The sequence below is a fragment of the Corynebacterium kalidii genome (assembly GCF_022869005.1).
Classification (GTDB): domain Bacteria; phylum Actinomycetota; class Actinomycetes; order Mycobacteriales; family Mycobacteriaceae; genus Corynebacterium; species Corynebacterium kalidii.
This window is the reverse complement of sequence record NZ_JALIEA010000017.1, coordinates 206,812-230,499: the sequence shown is the minus strand read 5'-3', so window position 1 is coordinate 230,499 and position 23,688 is coordinate 206,812. Positions and strand designations below refer to the sequence as shown.

General features: G+C 68.6%; 17 protein-coding genes. 7 read left to right on the top strand and 10 right to left on the bottom strand.

The features are described from left to right. Positions 1-48: 48 nt before the first annotated feature. Positions 49-1,584, top strand: coding sequence for a hypothetical protein (locus tag MUN33_RS11845; RefSeq protein WP_244805114.1), 1,536 nt, complete (start codon positions 49-51; stop codon positions 1,582-1,584). A 123-nt stretch (positions 1,585-1,707) separates the two neighbouring features. Here MUN33_RS11845 and MUN33_RS11840 read toward each other — a convergent pair whose 3' ends face one another. Beyond that, a complete protein-coding gene (locus tag MUN33_RS11840; RefSeq protein ID WP_244805113.1) occupies positions 1,708-2,757 on the bottom strand; it encodes a 3-isopropylmalate dehydrogenase in 1,050 nt (349 codons plus the stop codon). Between the two features lie 150 nt (positions 2,758-2,907). Between MUN33_RS11840 and MUN33_RS11835 the strand changes: the two genes are divergently transcribed. After that, positions 2,908-4,209: a glycosyltransferase 87 family protein gene (locus MUN33_RS11835; protein ID WP_244805112.1), complete on the top strand. Its 1,302-nt coding sequence runs from the start codon at positions 2,908-2,910 to the stop codon at positions 4,207-4,209. Between the two features lie 6 nt (positions 4,210-4,215). Here MUN33_RS11835 and MUN33_RS11830 read toward each other — a convergent pair whose 3' ends face one another. The 3 genes from MUN33_RS11830 to serA all read right to left on the bottom strand — a co-directional run bounded on the left by MUN33_RS11830 (position 4,216) and on the right by serA (position 7,686). Beyond that, positions 4,216-5,436, bottom strand: coding sequence for an MFS transporter (locus MUN33_RS11830; protein ID WP_244805111.1), 1,221 nt, complete (start codon positions 5,434-5,436; stop codon positions 4,216-4,218). Beyond that, positions 5,433-5,969: a MarR family winged helix-turn-helix transcriptional regulator gene (locus MUN33_RS11825; RefSeq protein ID WP_244805110.1), complete on the bottom strand. Its 537-nt coding sequence runs from the start codon at positions 5,967-5,969 to the stop codon at positions 5,433-5,435. Before MUN33_RS11825 ends, MUN33_RS11830 begins: the two co-directional genes overlap by 4 nt. Before the next feature lie 121 nt (positions 5,970-6,090). After that, complete coding sequence (gene serA / locus MUN33_RS11820) at positions 6,091-7,686, bottom strand: phosphoglycerate dehydrogenase (protein ID WP_244805109.1); 1,596 nt, start codon at positions 7,684-7,686, stop codon at positions 6,091-6,093. Between the two features lie 276 nt (positions 7,687-7,962). Between serA and MUN33_RS11815 the strand changes: the two genes are divergently transcribed. Next, positions 7,963-9,327 carry a CitMHS family transporter gene (locus tag MUN33_RS11815; protein ID WP_244805517.1) on the top strand — a complete coding sequence of 455 codons (1,365 nt, stop codon included), beginning with the start codon at positions 7,963-7,965 and terminating at the stop codon, positions 9,325-9,327. A 28-nt stretch (positions 9,328-9,355) separates the two neighbouring features. On the opposite strand, the gene MUN33_RS11810 is transcribed toward MUN33_RS11815, so the two are convergent. The 4 genes from MUN33_RS11810 to MUN33_RS11795 form a co-directional block, all read right to left on the bottom strand. Continuing rightward, the gene (locus tag MUN33_RS11810) at positions 9,356-10,276 is read right to left on the bottom strand and encodes a cation diffusion facilitator family transporter (RefSeq protein WP_244805108.1); all 921 of its coding nucleotides are present in this window, start codon (positions 10,274-10,276) and stop codon (positions 9,356-9,358) included. A gap of 283 nt (positions 10,277-10,559) precedes the next feature. Beyond that, positions 10,560-11,573 carry a ketol-acid reductoisomerase gene (gene ilvC / locus MUN33_RS11805; protein WP_244805107.1) on the bottom strand — a complete coding sequence of 338 codons (1,014 nt, stop codon included), beginning with the start codon at positions 11,571-11,573 and terminating at the stop codon, positions 10,560-10,562. A gap of 161 nt (positions 11,574-11,734) precedes the next feature. Continuing rightward, positions 11,735-12,241: an acetolactate synthase small subunit gene (gene ilvN, locus MUN33_RS11800; RefSeq protein WP_038547880.1), complete on the bottom strand. Its 507-nt coding sequence runs from the start codon at positions 12,239-12,241 to the stop codon at positions 11,735-11,737. Next, a complete protein-coding gene (locus tag MUN33_RS11795) occupies positions 12,241-14,100 on the bottom strand; it encodes an acetolactate synthase large subunit (protein WP_244805106.1) in 1,860 nt (619 codons plus the stop codon). Before MUN33_RS11795 ends, ilvN begins: the two co-directional genes overlap by 1 nt. Positions 14,101-14,445: 345 nt before the next feature. On the opposite strand from MUN33_RS11795, the gene MUN33_RS14115 reads away from it, so the two are divergent. The 3 genes from MUN33_RS14115 (at position 14,446) to ilvD (ending at position 18,845) form a co-directional block, all read left to right on the top strand. Then, the gene (locus MUN33_RS14115; protein ID WP_255806788.1) at positions 14,446-16,209 is read left to right on the top strand and encodes a mechanosensitive ion channel family protein; all 1,764 of its coding nucleotides are present in this window, start codon (positions 14,446-14,448) and stop codon (positions 16,207-16,209) included. Between the two features lie 86 nt (positions 16,210-16,295). Next, a complete protein-coding gene (locus MUN33_RS11785) occupies positions 16,296-16,886 on the top strand; it encodes a PH domain-containing protein (protein ID WP_244805105.1) in 591 nt (196 codons plus the stop codon). A gap of 111 nt (positions 16,887-16,997) precedes the next feature. Next, on the top strand, positions 16,998-18,845 hold the full coding sequence (gene ilvD, locus MUN33_RS11780) for a dihydroxy-acid dehydratase (protein WP_244805104.1): 1,848 nt from the start codon (positions 16,998-17,000) through the stop codon (positions 18,843-18,845). 73 nt (positions 18,846-18,918) lie between these two features. On the opposite strand, the gene MUN33_RS11775 is transcribed toward ilvD, so the two are convergent. After that, positions 18,919-19,665: an SDR family oxidoreductase gene (locus tag MUN33_RS11775; protein WP_244805103.1), complete on the bottom strand. Its 747-nt coding sequence runs from the start codon at positions 19,663-19,665 to the stop codon at positions 18,919-18,921. 31 nt (positions 19,666-19,696) lie between these two features. Here MUN33_RS11775 and MUN33_RS11770 point away from each other — a divergent pair, with 31 nt between their 5' ends. Beyond that, complete coding sequence (locus MUN33_RS11770; protein WP_244805102.1) at positions 19,697-22,129, top strand: ATP-binding cassette domain-containing protein; 2,433 nt, start codon at positions 19,697-19,699, stop codon at positions 22,127-22,129. A gap of 20 nt (positions 22,130-22,149) precedes the next feature. Here the strand turns inward: MUN33_RS11770 and tctA are convergent, their stop codons facing one another. Next, positions 22,150-23,688: a tripartite tricarboxylate transporter permease TctA gene (tctA, locus tag MUN33_RS11765; RefSeq protein WP_244805101.1), complete on the bottom strand. Its 1,539-nt coding sequence runs from the start codon at positions 23,686-23,688 to the stop codon at positions 22,150-22,152.

Sequence of the window (23,688 nt, the reverse complement as noted above, 5' to 3'; positions counted from 1 at the left end):
GTACGTCATCGTCGCGGCCACCGCCCCGTCTGAAAGGTCGTGCCGCCCGTGCCACTCTCCCGCCGCAAGTTTCTCCTGGGTGCCGGCGCTGTCGCACTGGCGGCCGTCCCGCTCACGGCATGTGCCGGCGAGGACTCCGGCTCCGGGGCCCACCCCGCCCGCCGTGCCCGTCCGGTCGCCGGGACCGGCGTGACCGTGGTGGCCGACGACCCTTCCGGCGTCGCCACCAGTGCCGTGGTGTTCGCGACGGCGGAGACGGCCGTCGTCGTCGCCGCCGGGGTGGCCCGACGGCACCTGGAGGCCGGCTGCTCCCTCGCCCGCGACCACGGCGTCCCCGTCTTCGCCGACAACGGGCCCGCAGGCGACTCCGGCGCGGCGGTCACCGCGGAACTGGAGCGGCTCGGGGTGTCCGAGGTGGTCCTGGTCGGCGGGACCGGGACCCCGGCGGTCCCGACGACCCCTGATTCCGGGATCACCGTCCACCCCACAGGGGTGGACGGGGCAGAACCCGCCTGGCCGGATGCGGCGTCGGACAGTGCCGCCGGGGACGGGGACCCGTCCGGCACCGCGCTCGCCGTGGCGACGTCCTCCCCGGTCAGCGTCGCCACGGCTGCCGCCGCCGGGTTCACCGTCCACCGCCTCCATGCCGCCGACCCGCGGTCCACCGACGAATCCGTCGAGGCCACACGGGAGGAGCTCGACGGCGGCGGCAACGTGGTGGCGCTGGGGAACGCCTTCGGGACCGACGCCGACCTACGGCGTCGCGCCGAACTCACCCGCACCGTCGACGAACGACTCCCCGGTGGCGGCCAGGTCCTGTTCCCGGGGCGCCGGATCATCGCCCTGTACGGACACGCGGCCGAACCCCTGCTGGGGGTGATGGGTGAGCAGCCACCGCAGGACGCCGTCGCCCGCGCCCGCGACCTGGCCGCCCGCTACGAACCCGTCAGTGACGTGCCCGTGATCCCCGCATTCGAGATCATCGTGACCGTCGCCGCCGAAGAGCCCGGCCCCTCCGGCGGATACAGCTACTACAGCGACCCGGCCCAGGTCACGCCCTGGATCGACGCCATCGTCGATGCCGGAGGATACGCCGTCATCGACATCCAGCCCGGACGCGAGACCCTGCTCCAACAGGCGCAGCACTACGCCGACCTGCTGAAGAACCCCTCGGTCGGGCTCGCCCTGGACCCGGAATGGCGCCTCGGCCCGGAGGACCAGCCGATGGCCGACATCGGACACGTCGACGCCTCCGAGATCAACGACGTCGCCGCGTGGCTGGAGGACCTCGTCGTCGCCGAGCGGCTCCCCCAGAAACTCCTGATGGTCCACCAGTTCCAGCTGCAGATGATCCGGAACCGGGACAGCATGGTGACCGGCACGGACCATGTCAGCGTCGCGGTGCACTGCGACGGTCACGGCACCCAGGACATCAAGTCCGAGACCTGGAACATCGTCCGGCAGGGGCTCGACCCGACGGTCGCCCTGGGATGGAAGAACTTCATCGACGAGGACGAACCGATGCTCTCGCCGGAACAGACCGCCGCGATCGACCCCACCCCGGACATCGTCAGCTACCAGTAGCGCGGTGTCGAGCGATCACCTTCGCAGGTAGGGTGTTGGCCCGGATCCCTACCTGGGAAGGCGACAATCCCACATCAGGGGCGGGGCCGGCGGGCTGGGTGCGTGCCGGGACGTGCGGCGCTGTCAGCGGACAGCCGCCGCCACCCGGTCGCCTACCTCGGCGGTCCGCACGGGCTCCCCGTTGCGCGACCCGGCCTCAGCGAGCACCGCGGCCTCGATCCGGTCCGCCTGGGCGTTCCTCGCCTCGGCGTCCTCCCCCTCGTCACCGGCGAGGTGACGCAGCATCAGCGCCACCGACAGAATCGCCGCACACGGGTCGGCGATCCCCTTGCCCGCGATATCCGGGGCGGAGCCGTGGACGGGCTCGAACATCGAGGGGCTGCGCCGCGACGGGTCGATGTTGCCCGAAGCCGCGAGCCCGATTCCTCCGGTCACGGCACCGGCCAGGTCGGTGAGGATGTCGCCGAAGAGGTTGTCGGTGACGATGACGTCGAACCGTCCCGGGTCGGTGACCATGTAGATCGTCGCGGCGTCGATGTGGCAGTAGTCCACGGTGACCTCGGGGAACTCGGTGCCCACGGTCTCGACCGCACGGCTCCACAGTCCACCGGCGTTGACCAGCACATTGGTCTTGTGGACGAGGGTGAGCCGGCCCGTGCGTTCCCGGGCCCTGGTGAACGCGTCGCGCACGACCCGTTCCACCCCGTACCAGGTGTTCTGGCTGACTTCGCTGGCGACCTCGTGGTCGGTCCCGGTCCGCAACGTTCCCCCGTTTCCGCAGTACAGGCCTTCCGTCCCCTCCCGCACGACGACGAAGTCGATCTCGCCGGGCGTCGCCAGCGGAGACGACGAACCCGGGTAGAGCTTCGCCGGCCGCAGGTTGACCGCGTGGTCGAGCGTGAACCGCAGGGGCAGCAGCAGCCCGCGTTCCAGGACACCGGCGGGGATCGTGCGCGGGTCCCCGATGGCCCCCAGGAGGATGGCGTCGTGTTCGCGCAGCGACGCCAGGTCGGCGTCGGTGAGCAGTTCGCCGTTGCGCAGGTAGCGGCGTGCCCCGAGGTCGAAGTCCGTGATGTCGACGGTCTCGTCCCCGGTGACGGACTCGAGGACCTTGAGTGCTTCGGCGGTGACTTCGGTACCGATCCCGTCTCCGGCGATGACCGCGAGTTTCATTCTGTGGACCCTTTCTGGCGTTGTCGTCTCACATCGTTGGAAATCTCCGGCCAGACTAGCACGACTCCGGCGCAGCCTTCGCCCCTCCCAGCGTCTGCAGCGCTACACTTTACTTCCGTCTCATGAATCAGTCCCGCGGAGGCCTCCCCCTTGACGTACAGCACCGACACCACGGCCACCACCGACTCCCCCACTACCCCGGTGACACGTCGGCTCGGCGGGCGCACCACGTTGTCGCTGGCGTTGGTCGCGCTCCTGGCTGTCGTGGCCTACCGCGAGACCCGCCCGGTGGTGTTCGGGCCTGCGCTGGACATGTACAAGGTCCCGACCGACTTCCTGGTGTACTACCGCGCCGGTGAGGAACTGGCCCGCGGCGGCGGGATCTACGACGGCACGTTGTACGGGCACCTGCCCTTCACCTACCCGCCGTTCGCGGGGACGCTCTTCCGGTGGATGGCCAGCGCACCCGAGGAGATGGCGGCGGCGTTCTGGCAACTCGGCTGCGCCGGCGCACTCGTCTGCGTCATCCTCGGGACGTTGGTCCGTCGGGGGTACCGGCTCGACACCGGGACGGTGGCACTGGGCACGGCGGCCGCTGTCGCGGCCCTGGCGTTGTCGCCGATCAGGGACAGCTTCTTCTACGGGCAGATCAACCTGTTCCTGATGCTGCTGGTCTCCCTGGACTTTCTGCGCACCCGTGACCGGTTCACCGGCATCGGGGTGGGGATCGCCGCGGGACTGAAACTGACCCCGGCGTTCTTCATCCTGGTGTTCCTGATGCAACGTCGCTGGCGCGATGCCGCGACGGCCTCCGCCACCTTCGCGGCCACCGTCGTCATCGGGCTGTTGACGGTCCCGGACGCGATGCGGTTCTGGACCTCCGCCATCTTCGACTCCTCACGCATCGGCAGCACCACGATCTCGGCGTCCCAGTCACTGAAGGGCGTCATGGAACGGGTCTTCGAGCCGGACATGGTGGCCAGCGCGCTGTGGTTGGTGGCCTGTGTGGTCACCGTGGCGTTGTTCTACGTCGCGCTCCGGTGGGCGACCCGGCGTGACAACCAGCCGTTGGTGATGGCACTGGGTGGGATCACCGCGTGCCTGATCTCCCCGTTCTCTTGGCACCACCACTGGGTGTGGCTCGTCCCGCTGGTGGTGTGCCTAGTGGACCTGGGAGTACGCGCCGCGCCGTCTGCTCCGGGGAACCCGCGCCGTTCGTGGCTGGGGGTCCAGCTGACGACGGCGGCGGCGCTGCTGGTGGTCTACGCGGCGATGATCCCGTTCGTCAGCCACCAGGTCGCCGTGCGCTGGTCGTTCATCGGCCAGCAGGGCATGCCGGCCCCGTGGGACAACATGTGGGTGTTCTGGGGCTTCGCCATCGTGGCCGCATTCGCCGTGGCCGGCGCTGTCGAGTGGCGGCGCTCCCGCACCGCCACTGCCCCGGACGCCTGAGTCCGGTCAGACAGCTTCGGGGCCGTGCGCCTCGACGTGGTTACGCGAGGCGAGCATGACGACGACGGCCAGCACCGCGACGACGGCGGCCACGTAGTACGGCACCGGCACCCCGATGCCCTCGCCGATCTTGGTGGCGGCGAACGGGGCGATGACGCCACCCATCCACCGGACGAAGTTGTATCCGGCCGACGCCACCGGCTGGGGTGCGTCGGAGACGCTCATCGCCATCTCGGTGTACATCGTGTTGTTGATGCCGAGCAACGCCCCGGACATCACGACGAGGACGACCACGACCGGTGTGACGTCGTGGAACAGGCCGAGAAGGACGTAGATCACCAGCAGGCCGGTCAGCGTCGCCATCGTCGTGTTCGCGGCACCGATCCGGTTCTGGATCAGCGGGGCGATGAACACGGAGAACACCGCCAGGCAGCAGCCCCACCCGAAGAACACGGCACCGATGCCGATCTCACCGAATCCGAGGACGAACGGCGTGTACGCCAGAATGGTAAAGAACCCGAAATTATAGAAAAGGGCCGAAAAAGAGACCCCGAAGAGGCCACGGTGCCTGAGCGCCTTCAGAGGGGCGGCGGGGCTGGTCTTCTCCGCCGGCGGCGGGGTGGCCGGCAGCTTGAACAGGAGAACCACCAGCGCGAGGAACATCAGCGCCGCGGTGCCGAAGAACGGCCCGCGCCAGTTCAACGACCCCAGGGCCGCACCCAGCAACGGCCCGGCCGCCATACCGAGCCCCAGCGCCGCCTCGTACAGGATGATCGCGACCGCGCGTCCACCGCTGGCCACGGACACGATCACGGCGAGGGCGGTGGCCACGAACAGGGCGTTGCCCAGCCCCCACCCCGCGCGGTACCCCACGAGCTGGCCGACACTGCCGGACGTCCCGGCCAGGCCCGCGAAGACCACGATCAGCGCGAGCCCGGTCAGCAACGTCTTCTTGCCCCCGATCCGGCTGGACACCGCACCTGTGACCAGCATCATCACCGCCGTGACGGCGAAATAGCTGGTGAAGAGCAGGGAGACCTCGGGCGCACCGGCGTCGAGATTCTCGGCGATGGCCGGGAGAATCGGGTCGACGAGCCCGATCCCCATGAAAGCGAAGACACACGCCAGGGCGGTGGCCCACACCGCGACAGGCTGTCGCATCATTGACGTCTTCTCTGACTCGAGTGTCGCGCCGTTGAGCGTGGCCTCCTGGGTGTCATGTCTCATTCGCGGTCGTGCCTTTCAGTGTTTCTCGGGGTGTCGTTCTTCTGGCTGTCGTCACTGACCCGACGGATGTACGAGCTGGCGAAGTTCGTCAGCGGTTCCAGTGCGTCGGCGATGCGCCGTCGGCCGTCCTCGTCCAGCAGGTCGAAATGCTCGGCGAGCGCCCTGTTGCGCAGACCGTTGTCCCGTATCCGGGTCTCCCGGCCCTCCTCGGTGATCTCCACCAGGGTCACCCGGGCGTCCCGGGGGCTACGGACCCGGCGGACGACGCCGAGTCGCTCGAGCTTGTCGATCTGCTGGGTCATCCCCGGCTGCGTCATCCCGTTGATCCGGGCGAGATGGCCGATGGAGTGGGGCTCCTCGACAAGGGTGTTGAGGATCCCCAGCTGGGTCAGCGTCAGACTCCCCCGGTGGTCGAGCAACCGCACCATGTGCAGTCCTTCACGCAGCGCGTCACGGAACCGGTGGGCGAGCTGGTTGTCGTCCTCTGTCGGGACGTAGGCCGGAGTGTGGGTGGCGGCATCGTTGTCAGTCACGCCGGCCAGCATAACTGATAAGAGAGTTATTTAACCAATCGTACCCCCGAGCGGCACCCCCGCCGCATGCACCATTCCCCGGGTCCGGCTCACGCCGGGCCCGGGGAATGGACGGTGTCCCCTAGTTCAGGTCGAGCAGCACGGCGCGCGACGCTGACAGGGAGTCGGCGATCTGCTGCTGCAGATCCTGCGGGATCTCCTTCTCCACACGCAGGACCAGGGTAGCCGAACCACGGTCGGCGTCCTGGGTCAGGGCGGCGGCGTCGATGTTGATACCGGCGCGTCCCAGGAACGTACCGACGGTGCCGAGCGCACCCGGCTGGTCGGTGTAGTTCAGGAACAGGTTGAGCCCCTCGGCACGCAGGTCCAGGCCCCGTCCGTTGATCCGGACGATCTTGTCCACCCGGTCCAGCCCGGTCAGGGCGCCGATAACGGACACGGCCGTGCCGTCACCGGTGACCACGGTGACCTCGAGAACCGAACGGTGGGTCACGGACTCGTCGGCGGCGGTGACCGACAGGTTCACCCCGCGCTCCGCGGCGATCTGCGGGGTGTTGACGAAGGTGACCTGCTCGTCGACCACGCCGGCGAAGACGCCACGCAGGGCGGACAGCCCCAGGGCGTCGACGTTCTCCGAGGAGAGCTCACCGCGCGCCTCGACGTTCACCGAGGTGACCGCGTCATCCAGCAGGCCGGAAGCGACCTTGCCCAGCTTGGTGGCCAGGCCGAGCCACAGCGCGACCTCCTCGCTGACCTTGCCGCCGGTGACGTTGACGGCGTCCGGAACGAAGTCACCGGCCAGCGCCTTGAGCACCGACGCCGCGACGTCGGTACCCGCGCGGTCCTGTGCTTCGACGGTGGACGCACCGAGGTGCGGGGTCACGACGACCTCGTCCAGTTCGAACAGCGGGGAGTCGGTGCAGGGCTCGGAGGCGTAGACGTCGAAACCGGCGCCACGGACCGGGCCGTTGACGATGGCGTCGGCCAGGGCCTGCTCATCGACCAGACCGCCACGGGCGGCGTTGATGATGATCTGACCCTCCTTCGCCTTCGCCAGGAGCTCCGCGTTGAACATGCCCGCGGTCTCCTTGGTCTTCGGCAGGTGGATGGTCACGAAGTCGGACCGGCCGACCAGGTCCTCGAGCTCCACCAGCTCCACGCCCAGCTGGGCGGCACGGGCCGGGTTGGCGTAGGGGTCGTAGGCGATGATCTCGGTCTCGAAGGCCGCGAGACGCTGCGCGAAGAGCTGTCCGATGTGGCCGAAACCGACGATGCCGACGGTCTTGCCGAAGATCTCGACACCCTGGAAGGAGGAGCGCTTCCACTCGTGGTCACGCAGCGTCCGGTCGGCGGCGGGGATCTGACGCGCCGTCGAGAGCAGCAGCGAGATCGCGTGCTCGCAGGCGGAGTGGATGTTGGACGTCGGCGCGTTGGCGACCATCACGCCCTTTGCGGTGGCGGCGTCGATGTCGACGTTGTCCAGGCCCACACCGGCACGGCCCACGATCTGCAGGTTCCGGGCGGCGTCGAGAACCTCCGCGTCGACGGTGGTGGCGGAGCGGACCAGGAGCGCGTCAACGTCCTTGACGGCCTCCAGCAGCTCCGGACGGTTCGGACCGTCCACCCAACGGACCTCGACGGAGTCCCCCAACGCGTCCACGGTGGACTGGGCGAGTTTGTCGGCGATGAGAACAACGGGACGGGAATTCTGGGTCACGGATACTCCTGACAGATGTGCTTGTCCCGGCCCCTCCGGCACGACCGCGTCGAAGAGGTCAGGGCCCACGCCTGACTCCCCACACCGAAAAGCCCAGGGGTGACGTGCGACATGGACAGCTTAGTACGTACATGGCCAGCCTGCTCACAGACCCCCGACATCGTGAGGACAACCACCACACGCAGGCGTTGTGACAGCCACCATCACGCACTGCCATACTGTGTTGGTTCACCTATCTTTCTTGAGGAGACCCACATGGACTCTTTCGCTGAGACGATGCAGTCACCAGGCGGGCTAACAGCCATCGGCCTGGGAATCATCATCGTCACCGTCGGCATCCTGCTGCGCGGCCGGAGCAACCCCACCGTCGTAATGACGCTCGTCCCGGTCATCGGCGCGTTGGTCGCCGGCTACGGCATCCAGAGTATCGGCGACTTCTACGAGGCGGGCCTCGGCAAGGTCATGAACGTCGTGGTGATGTTCATCTTCGCCATCATCTACTTCGGCATCCTCAGCGACACCGGCCTGTTCACCCCCTTGGTGAAGGGACTGATCATCGCCACGCGTGGCAAGGTCGTCCTCGTGGCCCTCGGCACGGCCGCGATCGGCATGGTCGTGCACCTCGACGGTGCCGGCGCCACGACCTTCCTGATCACCATCCCCGCCCTGCTGCCCCTGTACAAGGCGATGCACATGTCGCGCTACGTACTGCTGGCCATCGTCGCCACCGCGGCGTCGGTGATGAACATGGTCCCCTGGGCAGGGCCGCTCGGCCGCGCCGCCTCCGTCGTCGACCAGACCCCGGTCGAGCTGTGGCAGCACATCCTCCCCCTCCAGGGCATCGCCATCGTCCTCGTCTTCATCGTCGCCGGTCTCCTCGGCCTGTCGGAGTCGCGCCGTATCGCCAAGCTCCGTCGGTCGCCGGACTTCGTCGGGCACGGCGACGTCGACGTCAAGGGCATCGCCGCGGAGTTCATCGAACGTGAGAAGGCGAAGCAGGACGCCCTCGGCGCCAAGATGCGTACCGGACGGGGGATCACGGCGTTCAACGTCGTCCTGTCCCTGGCGATCCTCGCACTGCTGGTGAGTGGCTGGATCGACCCGGGCCCGGTGTTCCTCGTCGGCACCGCCATCGCCCTGGTCGTCAACTTCCCGCTCTCCGGAGAGCAGGCCGAGACGCTCAAGCGGCACGCCCCGAACGCGCTGTCCATGGCCGGGGTCATCCTGGCCGCCGCGATGTTCCTCGGTGTCCTCAACGAATCCGGCATGCTCGAGGAGATCGCCCTCAGCCTGCTGCACATCCTCCCCGAGTCCGTCGGCTCCCAGCTCCACGTGATCGTGGGCCTTCTCGGTGTCCCGCTGGACCTGCTGACCTCGACGGACGCGTACTACTTCTCCGTGCTCCCGGTGGTCCAGGAGACCGTGGCCTCCTTCGGCGTCTCGGGAAGTGGCGCGGCGGCCGCGATGATCGTCGGCAACATCATCGGCACCTTCGTCAGCCCCTTCTCCCCCGCCCTGTGGCTGGCCATCGGCCTGTCCGGCGGCACGATCGGCAAGCACATCAAGCTGACCTTCCCGATCGCCTGGGCCTTCGGCATCGTGATGGTCCTGATCGCCCTCGCCCTGGGCCTGACCGCCTGACGGACCGCCCGTCCGTCACGGCCGGCTGTCACGGTCGGCAGGAGTCACCACAGCCGGTGTCGCAGATCCCGGGGGCACCCGGCCGCGCCGGCGCCGCCTCCGTCTGCACGGTCACGTGGCCGATCCCGCGGTCCCGGAACACCTGCCTGACGTCGTCGCGCACGGCCTGCTCGTCACCGGTGGTCACCACGTGGACCGTCGCCATCGACGACTCCCCGTCCACCGACCAGATGTGCAGGTCGTGGGAGCCGTAGACGCCATCCGTCGCACTCACCGCCTCCTGCACCTCGACGGGGTCCACCCCGCGCGGCACCTGCTCCATGAGCACGGTCCCCGCCTCCTTCATCAGCGACCAGGCCCGCGGCAGGATCATCGCCGCGATGATCAGCGACGCCGCGGCGTCCACCCAGTACCAGCCGGTGGCGGCCATCACCAGCGCCGCGACGATCACGGCGACCGACCCCAGCAGGTCCACGAGGACATGCAGGTACGCCCCCTTCATATTCAGCGACTGCCCCGCCGTGCGGTGCAGGATGACCGCCGAGACCACGTTGGCGAGCAACCCCACCACCGCGACGGCGAGCATCAGGCCCGTCTGGATCTCCTCCGGCCCCTCCCCCATGCGCCGGAACGCGGCGACGGCGATCCAGACACCGATGACCGCGACCGCTCCGGCGTTGACGGCTGCAGCGAGGACCTCCGCCCTCCGGAACCCGTAGGTGGACCGCGCCGTCGCCGGACGGGAGCCGACCATCATCGCCAGCGCGGCGACGACGAGACCACCGGCGTCGGACAACATGTGCCCGGCATCGGCGAGCAGGGCGAGTGAGCCGGACACCAGGCCACCGACCACCTGGGCGAGGAAGATCGTCGAGGTCATCGCGATGACGACCCAGAGGGCCTTGCCGCGGACCTGCGGGGCGTGGTCGTGGGAGTGATCGTGCGCCATCAGGTTCCTCCATTTTCATTAAGGGCTGAACACTCACTCTACTGTCAGAGATACCGCAGGTCAACGGCACTTCATGGTCATCATTATCGTTACCATTAAGATCAGCTCGCCCGTGTCGCGGACGACCGGGCGAGCCCCCAAGGGGTCGTCCCGACCGCCGAAAAACAGCGAACCCCACGGAACGGGTGTTCCGTGGGGTCGCGGCACAGGACGGCGCTACGGGATGAGTGCGGGATCGCAGCACCTGGAGGCGGTGCCGGAAACCGGTTCTCAGCCGGTCAGACTACGCGGTGGCGTCGAGCGGGTTCTTGACCCAGCTCATCAGGTCGCGCAGCTTGGTGCCGGTGGTCTCGATCGGGTGCTTGGCGTAGTCGGCACGCAGCCCCTCGAGCTCCTTGTTGCCGCCTTCGACGTTCGCGATCAGGCGCTTGGTGAAAGTGCCGTCCTGGATGTCGGACAGGATATCCTTCATCCGCTCCTTGGTGCCGGGGTCGATGACGCGCGGGCCGGAGAGGTAGCCACCGAACTCGGCGGTGTCGGAGACCGAGTAGTTCATGTTGGCGATGCCGCCCTCGAACATCAGGTCCACGATCAGCTTGAGCTCGTGCAGGCACTCGAAGTAGGCCATCTCCGGCTCGTAGCCGGCCTCGGTGAGGACCTCGAAACCGGTCTTGACCAGTTCCTCGGTGCCACCGCACAGGACGGCCTGCTCACCGAACAGGTCGGTGACGGTCTCCGCCTCGAAGGTGGTCGGGATGACGCCGGCACGGGCACCACCAATGGCAGCGGCGTAGGACAGCGCCAGGTCGCGCCCCTCGCCCTTCGGGTCCTGCTCGACGGCGATGAGGCAGGGCACGCCCTTGCCGTCGACGAACTGACGACGGACCAGGTGGCCCGGGCCCTTCGGGGCGACCATGGCGACGGTGATGTTGTCGGCCGGCTTGATCAGCTCGAAGTGGATGTTCAGCCCGTGACCGAAGAACACGGCGTTCCCGTCCTGCAGGTTCGGGGCGATGTCCTCGGTGTAGACGGTGGCCTGGGTGGTGTCGGGCACCAGGACCATGACGACGTCAGCCCATGCCGCGGCGTCGGCATTGGACAGTACCTGGAAGCCGGCCTCTTCAGCCTTGGCTGCGGACTTGGAGCCCTCACGCAGGCCGATGACGACCTCGACACCCGAGTCGCGGAGGTTCTGGGCGTGGGCGTGGCCCTGCGAACCGTAGCCGAGAACAGCGACCTTGCGGCCCTGGATGATCGACAGGTCGGCGTCGTCGTCGTAGAAAACGTCAATTGCCATGAGGTACAGCCTTTCGTGGAAAAACGGGGATGAGGAAAGTGGTGCTGAGTCGGTTCATGAACCGGCATGAACCGGATGGAGCTTCAGTGCCTGCCATCATATCAGCAACGAGTATCAGAGGGTGAGACAGGGTATCCCACCCCGTGAATGACCACAGGTGATCAGAGTTTCGCGGGATACATCGCCTTCTGGCCGCGGCTCACCGCGGTCACGCTGGACTCCACGAGCTCGCGGATACCGAACGGTTCCAGGACCTCCAGCAGCGCCTTGAGTTTGGTCGGGGTACCCGTCGCCTCGATCACGACGGACTCCGGCCCGACGTCGACGACGTGGGCACGGAAGAGCTTCGCCGACTCGACGACCTGCGTGCGGTTGGAGTTGTCCGCGGACACCTTCACCAGCATCAGGCCGCGGCAGACGATGGAGTCCGGGTCGTGCCGGCTGACCTTGATCACCGGGATGAGCTTGTTGAGCTGCTTGGTGATCTGCTCGATCACGTGGTCCTCGCCCTCCACCTGGATGGTGAACCGGTTGACCCCGGCCACCTCGGTTTGACCCGAGGCGATGGAGATGATGCTGAACGCACGGCGGGTGAACATCCCGGTGATCCGGGACGCGATGCCGTCGACGTCCTCACACAGGACGCTCAGGGTGTGGACTTGAGACATTAGTTCTGCTCGCCTTCCTTGATCAGCGTGTGGATCTCGTCGGGGTCCTCCGCCGCGGAGTTCTCGTCGTCGAACAGCGGGCGCAGGTCGCGGACGTACTGGACTTCGTCGTTGGAGGCACCGGCGGAGATCATCGGCCACACCTGGGCGTCCTCGCCGACGATGAAGTCGATGACGACGGGACGGTCGTTGATCTCGCGGGCCTTGGCGATCGTCGCCGCCACGTCGTCCTTCTCCGTGACGCGGAAGGCGGCGCACCCCATCGACTCGGCGAGCCCGACGAAGTCCGGGAGGTAGTTCTCCCCCGGCTTGAGGTTGGTGTGGGCGTAGTGGCCGTCGTAGAACAGCGTCTGCCACTGGCGGACCATACCGAGGTTGCCGTTGTTGATCAGGGCGATCTTGATCGGCAGGCCTTCGACGGCACAGGTGACGAGCTCCTGGTTGGTCATCTGGAAACAGCCGTCGCCGTCGACCGCCCACACCTCGGTATCCGGTGCCGCCGCCTTGGCGCCCATCGCCGCCGGGACGGCGTAACCCATGGTCCCGAGACCACCCGAGTTCAGCCAGGTACGGGGGTTCTCGAACTTCAGGAACTGGGCGGACCACATCTGGTGCTGGCCGACGCCGGCGACGTAGACCGCGTCCGGACCGGCCGCCTCGGTGAGCTGCTCCAGGACGTACTGCGGCGCGAGCTTGCCGTCCTCCGGCTCGTCATAGCCCGGCGGGAAGTCCTCCTTCAGCCCGTCGAGGTAGGTCGTCCAGCGGGAGAGGTCCTGACCAGGGCCACGGTCCTCCATCGCCCGGCGCAGCGCCACGAGGACCTCGCGCGCGTCACCGACGATCGGGACGTTGACCTCGCGGATCTTGCCGATCTCCGCGGGGTCGATGTCGGCGTGGATCACCTTGGCACCGGGGGCGAAGGAGTCGACGTCGCCGGTGACCCGGTCGTCGAACCTGGCGCCCAGGGCGATGATGAGGTCGGACTTCTGCAGGGCCGCCACGGCCGGGACCGTGCCGTGCATGCCCGGCATACCGAGGTACTGCGGGTGCGACTCGGGGAAGACACCCAGTGCCATCAACGTGGTGGTGACCGGGACACCGGTGGCCTCGGCGAACGCCAGGAGCTCCTGGTGCGCGTTGGCCTTCAGCACACCGCCACCGGCGTAGATGACCGGACGCTTCGCCTGCGCGATGAGGCGGGCGGCCTCCTCGATCTGGCGGGAGTGCGGCGTGGTGACCGGACGGTAGCCGGGAAGCCGGTAGGTCGGCGGCCAGACGAAGTCCATCTCGGCGTTCTGCACGTCCTTGGGAATGTCGACGAGCACCGCACCCGGGCGTCCGGTGCTGGCGACGTGGAACGCCTCGGCGATCGCGGCCGGGATGTCCTCCGGGCGGGTCACCATGAAGCTGTGCTTGGTGATCGGCATGGTGATGCCGCGGATGTCGGCCTCCTGGAAGCCGTCGGTCCCCAGGAGGTGGCTGCCGACCTGGCCGGTGATCGCGACAACCGGGACCGAGTCCATGTTGGCGTCGGCCAGGGGGGTGACCAGGTTGGTGGCTCCGGGACCGGACGTCGCGATACACACTCCGACCTCACCGGAGACCTGGGCGTACCCGGTGGCGGCGTGTCCGGCACCCTGTTCATGGCGCACGAGGATGTGGTTGAGCTTCTCGGAACCGTAGAGCGCCTCGTAGAGCGGGAGGACCGCACCACCGGGGAGACCGAAGACGACGTCGGTACCCAGCTCCTCGAGGGAACGGACTACCGCCTGGGCACCGTTGATGCGTTCCGGCTTGCGGCTGCGTCCCGTGGCAGCGACTGTCGCGGGACTGGGGTGTGGGCGTGAGGTGTCATTCACCGTCCGTGCACTCCTTTAGGTGGTCATGAATTGTGGATGTCCGACATTCGAGGTCTCGCCAAGGGGTGGTTCCGCCGTAGAACCAACTGTGCCCCCGCTACCCGGGGTACGGGGCGGGGGCGCCAGATTGTTCCGCGAAGTGACCGCAGGGGCTCTAGCGCCCGGCGGATACAAGAATCAGGAACGTCGTCATGTTCGTAGACACTAGTGGAGCCGGGGCCTCCGGTCAATGGAAAATGAGAAAAATTCCCACCCGCTGGTACCCCCAATCTCACTTCGTGGACGACCGCGTATCTCCGGACTCCGTCCAGCGAACCCCAAGAAAACCACGTTACGGTGGACGCCATGAACGTCAGCTATTTCTTCTTCTCGCTGTGGGACTGGGGTGTCCAGCACGGGCTCCCACTGGCCGCGTTGTTGATCGTCGCCATCCTGATCCCCAGGGTCGGCCGACAGGTCGTCCGCGTCCTCACCGACCGCCTCGAGCACGGCCAGGAGGAGACCAAGGCCAAGCTGGCCCTGGTCGGTGCCCTGGTCTACATGCTGGAGATCGTGGCCTACTTCGTTGTCGTCCTGCTGGCGCTGACGAACCTCGGCGTCCCCGCGATGGGCGCCGCGATCCCTGCCACCGTCGTCTCGGCGGCGATCGGTTTCGGCTCCCAGAACATCATCGGAGACTTCCTCACGGGCTTCTTCATCATCTCCGAACGCCACTACGGGGTCGGCGACGTCGTCATGTTCGACGACACCAACAGCCAGGTCACCGGGACCGTGGTGAAGCTGACACTGCGCTCGACCCAGATCCGGACCCTGGCGGGCGAACTGGTCACCGTGCCGAACAGCAAAGCCAGCGTGACCACGAACTATTCGCAGACCTGGTCGCGCGCGGTCATCGACCTCGACATCCCGATGACCGACAACGAATCCATGGCCGATCTGCTCACCTTGGTGGAGGACGCTGCCCAGAGCGCGATCGACTCGGCCGGGGTCGGTGAGAGCATCCGCGGCGAGATCGAGGTCCAGCCTGCCTTGAGCATCACCCCTCCCGCCGCCGCCGGACTCCCCTGGTCTGTGGGTATGCGGATCGGTGTCGACACCGACCCTGCGATGCAGTGGGCCGTAGAGCGGGCCATCCGCGCCAACCTCGTCAACGTCTTCTGGGACCGCTACCAGGCCCCCGGCGAGGCCATGGCGGCGCGTGCCGAACTCGAGCTCGCGAGCCACACGGACACCGCCGCCCGACCCCACCACCCCACCACCGGCCAAGAGGACCACGAGGACGACTCAGCCAACTCACCGGATCCGTCGGACACCGACCGGGTCGTGGCCGCCGCCACCGCGGGCAGCGACCACATGTCGCTCAGCGAGGCGGAGGACGCCGACGGCGTCCCCGACGCCGACGACGCCGCCACCCAGGTGCTCCCCTCCCCGGACGCGTCGGGACCCGGCAGGCACGCCGCCGAGACGACCGCCACCGCCGCGACCACCGTTGCCGGTGCAGCGGGGACGGAGTCCGACGCGGACGACACCAGGAAGGCAGAACTCGGCGACCTCGTCCATGGCCCGTACGACTCCAAGGCCAAGAACGTCCTGAGCGTCGGCGGACGCTTCCGCCCCTCGACCGCCGGGCTGATCATCGCCCTGGTCGTGGTCGGGCTCCTGGCACTGTTCTCCAGCAACCCGGACGACAGCACCCCCGGCTGGCTCGCCCCCGACCGCTGGCGCGGCACCGCCGCCACGACCAGCGAAACCACGGGCCCCACCGAGACCCCCGCGACCTCCGACGCGCCGGCCGAGCCCCAGAACCCCGAGCCTGCCACCACGCCGGAGGACACGGAGAACACCCAGGACCCCGCCGACAGCGGCTCAACGGACACCGGGAACACCAGCGGGGACACACAGGACTCCGGTTCCGGCACCGGTTCCCGGGACAACCCCGACAGCGGAACCACCAACACCGGCGACTCCACCGGAAACACCGACTCCGGGACGACAGGCACCGGCGGCACCGGCGGCACGGACGGGGCCACCCAGAACCAGGGGCAGGCCAGCCGCCTGCAGAACGACACCACGACCGGCACCACCGGCGGCCAGTCGACCGCCCCCTGACCCCACACCTCCCCCTCGACATCGCCCGGACCACATGGTCCGGGCGATGTGTCTGTCCGGTCGGCGTGCTGATTAAATGGGACACCATGAGTGCTGTGGAGTCACCCAAGCTGCCGTACCGGGTCCGCACGGACCAGGCCCACCTGATCGCCGGTGTCCTCATGGTCGCCATGTCGTTCATCGGCGTCGCCTACGCACCGAAGATCCTGTTCTGGCTCCCGCTGCTGCCGATCCTGTTCATCGTCGGCGTCCTGCGCACCCGGACGGAGTTCACCGAACGCGGCATCACGGCCCGTTACCTCCTTCGCCCGACAAAGTCATTGGCGTGGGACGACTTCCAGGCGTTACGATTCACCCGTGGAGGCAAGGCCCTCGCCGTCGGCGCGGACGACACGACCTTCCTGCTCCCCGGAGTGAGCTTCAATTCGCTGGTGACCCTGGCGGAAGTGACCGGAGGCAGGATCCCCGACCCGGTGACCCCGAGTCTCTCCGCCATCGACGAGAAGGTCCGCGTCGTCGAACGCGACAGTGGGCTGGCCGTCCTCATGGACGACGACGAGTACAGCGAGTACGAGGCCGCGCGACGGGCCAGCCACATGGCACGCGAGGAACTCGAACGCCGCCGCGCCGCGAACGCCGACCGGGAGTCCACCTCCTCACCGTCCGACGACAGCTGACGACTGTCCCCACCCCGGACACCACTACCCCACACCTGCCTTCATCACCGACGTGACTGCCCACGGGCCGGGCAGCCGCCCGAGGCCCGACGAGAGGACGCTTTACCCATCATGAACGAGATCTCCTACCGGTCATCCGTGACCACCCAGGGACGTAACGCCGCCGGTGCCCGCTCACTGTGGCGTGCGACCGGCATGACCGACAGCGACTTCGAGAAGCCGATCATCGCCATCGCGAACTCCTACACCCAGTTCGTCCCCGGTCACGTCCACCTCAAGGACGTCGGAGACATCGTCGCCGACGCCGTCCGGGAAGCCGGCGGCGTCGCCCGCGAGTTCAACACCATCGCCGTCGACGACGGCATCGCCATGGGCCACTCCGGGATGCTGTACTCGCTGCCCAGCCGCGAGATCATCTCCGACTCCGTGGAGTACATGGTCAACGCCCACCAGGCCGACGCCATCGTCTGCATCTCCAACTGCGACAAGATCACCCCCGGCATGCTCAACGCCGCGATGCGGCTGAACATCCCGGTGGTCTTCGTCTCCGGTGGCCCGATGGAGGCCGGCAAGGCCGTGGTCGTCGACGGTGTCGCACACGCGCCGACCGACCTGATCACCTCGATCTCCGCGTCCGCCAGCGAGCAGGTCTCCCAACAGGGGCTCATGACCGTCGAGCAGGCCGCCTGCCCCACCTGCGGTTCCTGCTCCGGCATGTTCACCGCCAACTCGATGAACTGCCTCACCGAGGCCCTCGGTCTCTCGCTGCCGGGCAACGGCTCCACCCTGGCCACCCACTCGGCACGCCGCGAACTGTTCAGCGAGGCCGGCCGTACCGTCGTCGAGCTGTGCCGCCGCTACTACGGTGAGGGCGACACCTCGGTGCTGCCGCGCAACATCGCCACCAAGGAGGCCTTCCGCAACTCCATGGCCCTGGACATGGCGATGGGCGGCTCCACCAACACGGTCCTGCACATCCTGGCCGCCGCGCAGGAGGGCGGGATCGACTTCGACCTCTCCGACATCGACGAGCTGTCCCGCACGGTGCCCTGCCTGTCGAAGGTCTCGCCGAACTCCGACTACCACATGGAGGACGTCCACCGTGCCGGCGGCATCCCCCGTATCCTCGGCGAGCTGTGGCGTGGCGGCAAGCTCAACGAGGGCGTCCACACGGTCCACTCCGCCAGCCTCGCCGAGTGGCTGGAGAAGTGGGACGTCAGCGCGGAGTCACCGTGCCAGGAGGCCGTCGACCTCTACCACGCCGCCCCGGGCGGGGTGCGTACCACCGAACCGTTCTCCACCGACAACGTCTGGGACGAGCTCGACCTCGACGCGGAGAACGGGTGCATCCACGACGTCGACCACGCCTTCACCTCCGACGGCGGCCTGGTGATCCTGCGCGGGAACCTCTCCCCCGACGGTGCGGTCATCAAGTCCGCCGGTATCGACGAATCCCTCTGGCACTTCTCCGGCCCCGCGCTGGTCGTGGAGTCCCAGGAGGAGGCCGTGGACGTCATCCTCAAGAAGAAGGTCACCCCGGGCGACGTCATCGTCGTGCGCTACGAGGGCCCCTCGGGCGGGCCCGGCATGCAGGAGATGCTGCACCCCACGGCCTTCCTCAAGGGGTCGGGTCTGGGCAAGAAGTGCGCGTTGATCACCGACGGGCGTTTCTCCGGCGGGTCCTCGGGCATCTCGGTCGGCCACATCTCGCCTGAGGCCGCCGGTGGTGGCCTCATCGGCCTCGTCGAGAACGGCGACACCGTGACCATCGACGTCCACAACCGTCAACTCACCCTGGACGTCCCGGACGAGGAGATCGCCCGGCGTCGTGCGGCGATGGAGGCGTCCGACACCCCCTGGACGCCGGCCACCCGTCAGCGCAAGGTGACCAAGGCCCTGCGCGCCTACGCGAAGATGGCCACCAGCGCCGACAAGGGTGCGGTGCGCGAGGTCGACTAGACCCCGCCGGGTGCGCAGGGGTGCGCACCGTCCGCGCACGTCCGCGCACCGGGCCGGGACGCACCGGGGGATGTCAGAAGGTCCCCGGGTACGTCCCGCCGTCCAGCAGGACGTTCTGTCCTGTCATGTAGCCGGCCTGGGCCGAGCACAGGAACGCGCACACCGCGCCGAACTCCGCCGGGGTGCCGAAACGTCCCGCCGGGATCCCCTCGGGCGAGGGTTCCTCCCCACCGACGGTCTGCCGTAACCGGGCCGTGGCGAAGCGCCCGGGCAGCAGGTTGTTGACCGTCACGTTCGCCGACGCCAGACGCGGTTGCCGTGCCACGCCGGCGACGAACCCGGTCAACCCGCTCCTGGCCCCGTTCGACAGGCCCAGGTTCGCGATCGGTGCCTTCACCGCACCCGAGGTGATGTTCACGACCCTCCCGAAACCGCGTGCCGCCATGTCGTCCACCGTGGCCTTGATCAGCTCGACCGGGCCCAGCATGTTCCGGCGCACGGCGGCGAGCCAGTCGTCCTCCGTCCACGTCCGGAAGTCCCCGGGCGGCGGCCCACCGGCGTTGGTGACGAGGATATCCACCTGCGGGGCGGCGTCCAGCAGCGCCCCGCGGACGTCCGGGTCGCTCACGTCGCCGACCACCTCGCGCACGACGACACCGTGCCGGCGCAGGCGTCCGGCGGCGTCGGCGAGCGGCCCGGCGCGTCGCGCGTTGAGCACCACGTTCACCCCCTCGGCAGCCAGTGCGTCCGCGCAGCCGAACCCGAGCCCCTGGCTCGAGGCCCCGACCACTGCCCATCGATCACGTATCCCGAAATCCATGGCCCCAGGCTACCGCCTAGAATGGGCGGCCATGCCTGTCACGAGCCCCGATATCCGTGTCCACGACGCCCACCTGCGGAACCTCCGGCATGTCTCGGTGGACATGCCACACGGGAAGCTGGTGGCTGTCACCGGGGTGTCGGGGTCGGGGAAGTCGTCCCTGGCGTTCGGCACGATCCACGGGGAGGCGCAGCGGCGGTACCTGGAGTCGGTGGCGCCGTTCGCCCGGCGGTTGATCGCCGGCGCGGTGGACCCGCGGGTGGGACGTATCGACGGGCTACCGCCCACGGTGGCCCTGGAGCAGTCCCGGGGTGGCGGTGGCGCCCGGTCCACGGTGGGGACGTTCTCCACGGTGTCGAACTCGGTGCGCCTCCTGTTCTCCCGTGCGGGGACGTATCCGGAGGAGCTGCGCGGGCGTGTGGGACGATTGGACTCCGACCACTTCTCCCCCAACACGGCTGCGGGGATGTGCCCGACGTGTCAGGGCACCGGCACGGTCCATGCTCCGACGGAGGAGTCGATGGTGCCCGACCCGTCGCTGTCGATCGACGAGGGTGCGGTCGCCGCCTGGCCCGGCGCGTGGCTGGGCAAGAACTTCCACGACATCCTCGTCACGCTGGGCTACCGGACGGATGTCCCGTGGTCGACGTTGCCGCGTGAGGAGCGCGACTGGATCCTGTTCACCACGGACCGGCCGGTGGTCACGGTGCATCCGGTGCGTGGTGCGGAGCAGATCCAGCGGACCTACGAGGGGACGTGGCGGTCGGTGTCGACGTACCTGCGCGAGACGTTGGCCTCGACGTCGTCCGAGTCGACGCGTCGTCGGGTGTTGTCGTTCATGGAGGAGTCGGTGTGCCCGTCGTGCGCCGGGCGGCGGCTGACCCCGGACGCCCTGTCAGTGACGTGGCGGGGAATGTCGATCGACGAGCTCAACGGACGTCCGCTGGCCGAGGTGGCCGAGCTCATGGGCGTCGCCGGCGGGACGGCGGAGGCGGCAGAGCCATCGGAGACCTCGGAGGCCGAGCGGCTGCTGCTGGAGCAGGTGGTGCCCACGGTGAAGGCGGCGGTGGAGCTCGGGGTGGGTCATCTGAGTCTGGACCGTCCGGCGTCGACGTTGTCCGCCGGTGAGCTGCAGCGCCTGCGGCTGGCCTCGCAGCTGCATTCGGGCCTGTTCGGCGTGGTGTACGTCCTCGATGAGCCGTCGGCCGGTCTGCACCCGAGTGAGCGGGTGGCGGTGCGTGACCTGATGGACCGCTTCCTGGCGGCGGGGAACAGCGTGGTCCTCGTCGAGCACGACATGTCCCTGGTCGCCGGTGCGGACTGGGTGGTGGACGTGGGTCCCGGTGCCGGGGAGAACGGCGGTGAGATCCTGTGGTCGGGCCCCGTGGACGGGCTGTCGGGGCAGGACACGCCGACCGGCCGTGCCCTGGCCGCCCCGCCGCCGGTGCTCAAGGGTGGCGCGGTCGCCGTCCGTCCGGCGGCGTCGTCGCTGCCGGTGAGGACGACGGAACGCACCCTGGACGTCGACACGCACCTGGGGCTCGGCCAGTTCACGGCGGTGACCGGGGTGTCCGGCTCCGGCAAGTCGACACTGGTGTCCACGGCGCTGCCCGAGATCCTCGCCGAGGAGGGCGTGCGTACGGTGCGTATCACGCAGCAACCCATCGGCCGGACCACCCGGTCGTGTCTGGCGACGTACACCGGATTGTTCGACGCGGTCCGTAAGCTCTTCGCGGGGACGCCGGAGGCGCGTCGCCGGGGCTGGTCGGTGTCGCGGTTCTCCTACAACGTCGCGGCGGGACGCTGCCCCACGTGCAACGGCGAAGGGGCGATCGAGGTGGAGCTGGTGTTCCTGCCGGGGAGCTACACCACCTGTCCGGACTGCCACGGAGCGCGGTACAACGACGAGACCCTGGAGGTCACCTGGCACGGGCTCACCGTGGCCGGTGTCCTGGACCTCACGGTGACCGACGCCCTGGAGGTCTTCGCCGGGGAGCCGTCGGTGCTCGCCGCGTTGCAGGCGCTGGACGCCGTGGGGTTGTCGTATCTACGGCTGGGTCAGGGTGCGCCGGAGCTGTCCGGTGGTGAGGCACAGCGCATCAAGTTGGCCACGGAGCTGCAGCGCAGCCGTCGGGCCCGGCGCGGGTCACGCCGCGGGGCCGAGACGGTGTACCTGCTGGACGAGCCGACGACGGGGCTGCACCCGTCCGATGTCGGGCTGCTGGTCACGGAGCTCAACCGGCTGGTGGACGCCGGGGATGCGGTGGTGGTGGTCGAACACGACGTGCGTGTCGTCGCACAGGCGGACCGGGTCATCGACCTCGGTCCCGGTGCGGGTGCCGACGGAGGACGGGTGATCGCCGACGGGACGCCCGCGGCCGTCGCGGAGAGCGGTACCGCGACGGGGACGGCCCTGGTGACGGCGGTCGCCCGGGGCCGGGAGTCGACCGAGACGACGACCTAGGCGTCGACCTAGGCGTCGACCTAGGCGTCGACCGCCTCGGCCGAGGCTGCCTTCATCCGTCGTACCCGTACCCGGGTGACCACGGCGCTGCGGATCGCCACCAGGAGGACGACGGCCAGGATGCCGTAGATGGTCCAGGTGATCGGGCTGGAGACCAGGATCGTGAAGTCCCCGGAGGAGGACAGCAGGGCGTCGCGGATCGACGTCTCCGCCAGCGGCCCGAGGACCATGCCGATGATCAGCGGTGCCAGCGGGTAACCGTAGCGGCGCATCAGGAACCCGACCACCGAGATGCCCAGCAGGAGCAGCAGGTCGAACACCCGCCCTGAGGTGGCGTAGACACCGAGACCGCAGAAGAGGGCGATGCCCGCGTAGAGGTAGGGCTGCGGGATCAGCAGGAGCTTCGCCCAGAGCTGGGCGAAGGGCAGGTTGATGATCAGCAGCACGACCATCGCGATGAAGAAGCTCGCCAGCAGGGCCCACACGAGGTCGGGGTTGCGGTCGAAGAGCAGCGGTCCGGGCTGCAGACCGTACTGGCGGAAGGCGGCCAGCAGGATGGCCGCCGTGGCGGAGACCGGCAGGCCGAGCGCCAGCAGGGCGCCCATCGCCATACCCGTCGTCGAGTTGCCGGCGGCTTCCGGCGCGGCGAGGCCGCGGATGGCGCCCTTGCCGAACATCGGTGACGGGCGGCGGGTGTCCAGGCGTCGCTCCACCGAGTAGGCGAGGAACGTCGGCACCTCGGAGCCGCCCACCGGGATCACGCCGAACGGCATGCCGATGGCGGTACCCCGGAGCCAGGCGGGCAACGCCTCACGGAACTCGGCGAGCTTGAGCCACGGCCGTCCCGCCGAGCGGGTCTTGAGGTCCTGCTTGTCGCGGCGGGCGCGGGAGGCGATGAAGAAGACCTCCCCGAGGGCGAGGATCGCGACGGTGACGGTGACGATCGAGATCCCGTCGAACAGCTGCGGCACCCCGAGGGTGAACCGTTCGGTACCGGTCACCGAGTCGATGCCGACCGTCGAGATCCCCAGACCGATCACCAGGGCGGACAGGCCCTTGGGGACCGAGTCGGAGACGACCGACGAGGTGGCGACGAAGGCGAACAGGGCGAGTGCGAAGTACTCCGCCGGCCCGAAGTATGTCGACAGGTCGGCGAGCAGCGGAGCGAAGAAGACGACCACGACCGAGGCGACGAAGCCACCGATGAAGGCGCCGATGGCCGCGGTCGCCAACGCCTGGGGTGCACGTCCGGACATCGCCATCTTGTGTCCCTCGAACGTCGAGGCGATGGCGGACGCCTGCCCCGGTGTGTTCATCAGGATCGCCATGGTGGAGTCACCGAAGAGACCACCGAAATACACGCCGGCGAAGAAGATGAAGGCCGCCGTCGGGTCGAGGGCGAAGGTCATCGGCAGCAGCAGTGCCACCGCCATCGACGAGCCGAGTCCGGGCATGACGCCCACGGCGGTGCCGAGGAGACAGCCGAGGAGCACCCACATCAGGTTGGCGGGGGTGAGGGCTCCGGCGAAGCCCTCCATCAGCAGACCGAGCGAATCCAT